A 5579-nucleotide genomic window follows, 5' to 3' on the forward strand; every position below is an offset into this window, starting at 1 on the left:
TTATAAATACGCTTTTAGTTGTTCAAACAAGTGGAACCACCTCTACATCAAACAAAATTATTCTCGAAATAAAGAGCGTTTTATTCAAGATAAGCACTTTTTTAAACTTGAAGGCCCTGAACTGAGAGCTTTTAAGGACTGGGTGACTTTAAGTCACTCAGTTGAAATAAGTAAAAATACCCGAAGTTTAATTCTGTGGACAGAGCGTGGCGCGGCCCGCCACGCTAAAATGCTCGATACAGATCAAGCATGGGACGTATTCGAACAACTAGAAGATTGCTATTTCCATCGTAAGGAAATTTTAGCTAAAACCCATAAATCAGAGCGTGAGCCATTAACCAACGCTGTAAACATGCTGGTGGCTAAAACTAAACATCTAAACTTTAGCGATGCCTATAAGTTGGTACACCAAAGATTCAATGTAAAACATCTTGATGAGATTCCATTTGATGCCATTCCTGTAGCAGTTGAATATGTACATCACCTAATCGCTCTATATAGCAACGCAGATAAAAAACAGCAGTTTGACTCCAAACACATTGAGTCATTAGCAAAACACGCGCTGTGGCTGAATCATTGGTGGTCTGAGTTTGGCGGATCAATCCGCAAGATAAGTCCAGCAATGGGGCATGGCATACATGACCATTTCACCTTTGCCGCGGAAGACGCTAAGAAAATTGTTGGCAGAGAAGTCTATATGCCTATATTTGAATTGGCGCAACGACATGACTGGCATAAAGGCGGGCTGGGTTATAAGGCTTTATTGGAATGTAGCCTAATTAAGTCATAGTTTAAAGTCTTGACTGTTGATACAGTTTTGGGGTAATTTTTACCACACTGAATAGTTGTGCAAACAGCTAGTTTTTATAGAAAAACTGCATACATTGTTTAGAAATATTTAAATAAAAAAATATTTATATTCTCAACTTAAATGTGGAATGAAAGCCTTCCCATTGCGAGAAATTTTTAACCACCTTTCGAGGTGGTTTTTTTGTGCCTACAAATAGAGTTACACGTATAAGAGAAGGACAACATTCACTCTGCAACTCAAAATGTGTTTGAAAGCCTATCGATATTAAAAGGAATAATTGAACCGCCATCATTGGCGGCTTTTTTATGCCTGTTATTACACAGAAAATCACAAGCAATTGGATGGCAATATCTCAATTAGAAGGTTCTAAAAAGCAAAAAGCCCATGACCGCAAATCATGAGCTTTTTAAATCTCAACCCACCGACTAAAGCAAGAGGAGAAACAACTTATGGCAGATTATATCACAGCAATTACAGGATTGATCAATATGGCATCAGGTTTATCAAATGGAATGTTAGTGTACATTCTAATCTTTGCACTACTTTGTATTCTTACATGGAAATTACCAGAGTTAATTAAAGCTTTGCGAAAAGACGATGATGATGACTAGACTTAGAGCATCAACTCTCGTACCGCCATATTAGGCGGTTTTTTTATGCCTGAATTTTAGGAAACAGTTCCACATTTAATTGTGAACTTGGGCCGATATAGTGGCCTAGAAAAGCAAAAAGCCCATGACGGCAAATCATGAGCTTTTTAAATCAACTTAACCGGTGAGCTAAGGTGAAATATCTATATGAAAAATCATACACCAAAATCTGAATTAAAGGTAGATGGGAAAATGAGCGAACAAGGCGCTGACAAAGTAGGCAACAAGCTTGCAAATGCTGCGATGATTTTTGTCGTACTGATTGGATTTGCGGCATTGATTGCAGCATGCCGATGGTGGTAGCCAATCCATCAATTTACAGCACCGCCTTCGGGCGGTTTTTTTATGGAGCATGAAAATGCCACAAACAAATCAAGAGCAGCCTAAAAAGGATGATCAGTTTTGTTTTCAGCTTGGACAGGTCAGTGTAGATAAGCCTGCAGATGGAAATAAGAAGCGAACCTTTTCAGGCGTTGCTTATAGCGGTGAAGCTATTACTGATCACTGGTATTGGGACAAGGTGGTATTTGATCTTGACTCAATCCAAATCAAAGGCCGCATTCCGGCATTACTTGAGCATCGAACCAGTCAGCGTGCTGGGGCTATCAACTCACATTCTGTTAGTCATGCGGAAGGTCTGAAAATTGAAGGGAATTTACTTTCCAATGAGTTTGGAACTCAAGTGGCTCAAGACTCAGATGATGACTTCCCGTGGCAGATGTCGGTGCGGATCTACCCAGCCACAGTGGAAGAAGTCACAGAGGGCTCAGTCATTGTGAATGGCCGAACCTTTCAAGCGCCTATAGCTGTATTCCGTGGCGGCCGCATCCGCGAAGTTTCCTTCTGTGCTTTAGGCGCAGATGACAATACCAATGCCGTGGCAGCCAGCCACTCGCCTAAAAACTTTAATCAACCAGAGGACACAGATGTGACCGAATTAGAACAGGCGCAAGCCAAATTAAAACAGGCAGAAACAGATCGTGATGCTGCACAAGCAGAACTTAAAAAGTTCAAAGCAGATAAGCGTGAAGATGATATCAAAACACTTGAAACATCTTTGAGTAAGCAATTTAGCGCAGAAGAAAAGACTTCATACATCAACATGGATGACACATCTTTTGCCTTTATGTCCCAGCAATTGAAACAGTTCTCAGCAGGCAGTCCGCAGCCGGCTGTGCAACCACAACAACAGCAGATTCCGCCACAATTTGTGCACCTGTTTAGCCATCAAGCTACAGGCGGCCAGGGTGGACATCAGGGCCAAGGCGGTAATGAAGGTTCGGCACTGGATCAGGCCTTTAATAAATTTGCTGCAGCTCAACAAGGGGTAAAACAATAATGGGCACAATTACTCAAACAATCACAACTTCACAGCTTGTGGTGGGTGATGGCGTCCGTACAGAGAATGCCAAAGTAAAAACTGCCACAGCGTATAAGCGTGGTGATTTGCTAAAGGTTAGTACGGCCAACTTAGCCGACCATCCAACAGTTACAGACGGTGTGGTGGGAGATTGGAATGCTATTGCGAATACGGATTTCACTGCAGAACAAGCCACTTACCATGCTGCTAATAACTTAGAAATGCCGATCTATGTACAAGGCGCATTTGATATTGCTGTAGTTACAGTAAAAGGAGCGCCATTAACGGAAGCTCAATATGACGCAGTGCGCGCTCAAGCCTTAACCAACAAAATTGAACTGCGTAAAGTAGTGGGGAAATAATACATGAGTCAATCTTTTACATTTCAAAATGCACCAGTGGAATTGTTGGATGTGCCTCAGTTGGTTTTGCTAACTGACACGACCCAGAAAGTTGATACTTGGTTGATGGATCGCTTCTTTCCGCAACGCGTGTCATACACCAAAACAGATGTGCCTGTTGGTGAATTAAAAACAGCAACCCCGTTGGCGCCATTCGTTACACCTACCGCTGCCGGCCGCCAAATCAAGGTTGGTGAATCGGGTAACGTAAAATTTGTTAAGCCGGCTTATTTAAAGCCAATGATGACAGTCATGCCGAGTGATGTGCAAAACACTGCACTTATTACTCAATTGCGTAAATTTGGTGTGATTGCAACTGGCTCAAACCGCCTAAGTGACGCGGATCTGCTTTTGATTGATCAGGCGCAAAAGGCCTTATATCTGCGCCAGTCTATTGAAAATCGAAAGTTGCTCATTGCACGTGACGTATTGCTTTACGGCAAAACTACATTCGCTTCTGCAGATTTCCCAATGTATGAAGTGGATTATGAGCGTAATGCCGCTTGTAAATTTGCGCCATTAATCAAATGGGGACAAGCAGGTGCTGCACCAGTCAAAGATATTCAATCGATGATTGATTTATCTGTCGAGCACTCGGGCACATCACCAAACATGGCCCTGACAACATCAAAGGTATACAACACTTTGATTAAAGATCCTGAATTTAAAGAAAAGTTTATTGCGCCGTATGCGGGCATTAGCGTTCCTTTAACCCCGACCTTTGACCAAATGGACAAGCCTCAATTCCGCGGAACGGTCGATAACATTGAAATCTGGACTTATGACGTGCAGCACAGTATTGGCGGCGGCACACCAGAACGATTTATTCCTGAAGATTTCTTCGGCCTGATCTCTGATGCAAATGGCTGGATTGCACATTGTGCAATTCAAAACGTAGAAGCTTTTGGCCAAGCATTGGAATTTTATTTAAGCCAATGGCAGGAAAAGAATCCATCAAGCATTCAATTGCTGGCTGAATCTTCACCATTGGCTATTCCAAACAATAAAAATGGCTTAGTCGGCGGCCGTGGTTTCGTATAAGGAGTTATAGAATGCCAAAGTACATTGCAAAGCAATCGATTGGTCACTTCCGACCAGGGCAAGAAATCAAGGGCTTGAATGCAGAACGTATTCAGGCCCTTTTAGCATCTNCCGACCAGGGCAAGAAATCAAGGGCTTGAATCAAGGGCTTGAATGCAGAACGTATTCAGGCCCTTTTAGCATCTGGGGCTATTGAAGAGTATCAAGAGCCTCAGGAACAAAAGGCTGATAACACGACAGCTCAGCTTGCCAGCCTTGCTGCAGAAGTAGCTGAGCTGAAAGCAAATGAAGTGATCCTTATTGCCGGCAAAGATAAGGCAGATACAGAAGTGNTGGGGCTATTGAAGAGTATCAAGAGCCTCAGGAACAAAAGGCTGATAACACGACAGCTCAGCTTGCCAGCCTTGCTGCAGAAGTAGCTGAGCTGAAAGCAAATGAAGTGATCCTTATTGCCGGCAAAGATAAGGCAGATACAGAAGTGGCTGAGCTGAAAACGAAAGTAGAAGGCTTGGAAAAATCACTGGCTGCATCTGAAGCTGCTCTGAAAAAGGCTACTACGGAAGCCAAGAAAACGGCATCAGCTGATAAATAAGGTGAATCCATGTATGCAAAACGCAGTGATCTAGAGGCGCGTTTTGGTGAGGGTGAGCTTCAGCAATTGGAGTCTATGCAAGCTGCAGGCAATTCGATTGAGGAGGCCTTGCAGGATGCGTCTGAGGAGATAGATAGCTACATTGCTGTTCGCTATGTTTTGCCCTTGCCAAGCACCCCAAGTACTTTAAAGCGGATTGCGTGCAACATTGCACGCTACCGGCTTTATTTTCAGCAGCCAATTGAAGAAGTTGAAAACCGTTATAAGGCGGAAATAGATTTCTTGAAACGGGTTGCTGATGGTAAGGCAACATTGAATATCCTCAACCCTCAAAATGAAGTCACCGAAGAAAAGCCAGCAAGATCACCAGCTACAATGCCAATCGGTACAACATACCGCGGCGGTGTATTTGGTGATGATGTCTTAAATATGATGCCTAGCATCAAGTGAGGCTGATATGTCAGGCGTAGCAATTACGATCGAAGCGGATGGTGAGTCTGCAGTGATGCAGGCTTTGGCACGCTTATCTAATTTTGACCAAAGTAAACCCAAACTGTTTGATGCAATTGGCCAGATGGTTGTGAGCAATATCCGCAGCCGCTGGACAAATGGCGAAGGTCTTGAAGGTAAATGGCGCTTATCAGGCCGGGTAAGGCGTAAAGGCGGAACAACGCTTCGTGATACCTCGCGGCTTATGAATTCCATTACCCATAACGTTCTGCAG

At 43.3% G+C, this 5579-nt stretch carries 8 protein-coding genes and 2 pseudogenes; all 10 read left to right on the top strand.

Features of this window, described 5'->3' with window-relative positions; all coding sequences use genetic code 11:
- Window positions 1–46: 46 nt before the first annotated feature.
- The gene (locus tag OKC24_RS18960) at window positions 47–790 is read left to right on the top strand and encodes an ORF6N domain-containing protein (RefSeq protein ID WP_265466221.1); all 744 of its coding nucleotides are present in this window, start codon (window positions 47–49) and stop codon (window positions 788–790) included.
- A 470-nt stretch (window positions 791–1260) separates the two neighbouring features.
- Window positions 1261–1422 carry a hypothetical protein gene (locus OKC24_RS18965; protein ID WP_265466214.1) on the top strand — a complete coding sequence of 54 codons (162 nt, stop codon included), beginning with the start codon at window positions 1261–1263 and terminating at the stop codon, window positions 1420–1422.
- 186 nt (window positions 1423–1608) lie between these two features.
- Window positions 1609–1764, top strand: coding sequence for a hypothetical protein (locus OKC24_RS18970; RefSeq protein ID WP_265466215.1), 156 nt, complete (start codon window positions 1609–1611; stop codon window positions 1762–1764).
- A gap of 55 nt (window positions 1765–1819) precedes the next feature.
- Window positions 1820–2800: a hypothetical protein gene (locus OKC24_RS18975; RefSeq protein WP_265466216.1), complete on the top strand. Its 981-nt coding sequence runs from the start codon at window positions 1820–1822 to the stop codon at window positions 2798–2800.
- Complete coding sequence (locus OKC24_RS18980) at window positions 2800–3183, top strand: hypothetical protein (RefSeq protein ID WP_265466217.1); 384 nt, start codon at window positions 2800–2802, stop codon at window positions 3181–3183. Before OKC24_RS18975 ends, OKC24_RS18980 begins: the two co-directional genes overlap by 1 nt.
- Window positions 3184–3186: 3 nt before the next feature.
- Complete coding sequence (locus tag OKC24_RS18985) at window positions 3187–4263, top strand: major capsid protein (protein WP_265466218.1); 1077 nt, start codon at window positions 3187–3189, stop codon at window positions 4261–4263.
- Between the two features lie 11 nt (window positions 4264–4274).
- Window positions 4275–4682: pseudogene (locus tag OKC24_RS18990) on the top strand (hypothetical protein).
- A 20-nt stretch (window positions 4683–4702) separates the two neighbouring features.
- Window positions 4703–4855: a hypothetical protein gene (locus tag OKC24_RS18995; RefSeq protein ID WP_265466219.1), complete on the top strand. Its 153-nt coding sequence runs from the start codon at window positions 4703–4705 to the stop codon at window positions 4853–4855.
- Between the two features lie 9 nt (window positions 4856–4864).
- Window positions 4865–5305, top strand: a complete 441-nt coding sequence (locus OKC24_RS19000) for a gp436 family protein (RefSeq protein ID WP_265466220.1) — start codon at window positions 4865–4867, stop codon at window positions 5303–5305.
- A gap of 7 nt (window positions 5306–5312) precedes the next feature.
- Window positions 5313–5579, top strand: a pseudogene (locus tag OKC24_RS19005) (phage virion morphogenesis protein); the annotation flags it as partial.

This window comes from Acinetobacter entericus (genome assembly GCF_026168575.1).
GTDB lineage: Bacteria > Pseudomonadota > Gammaproteobacteria > Pseudomonadales > Moraxellaceae > Acinetobacter > Acinetobacter bouvetii.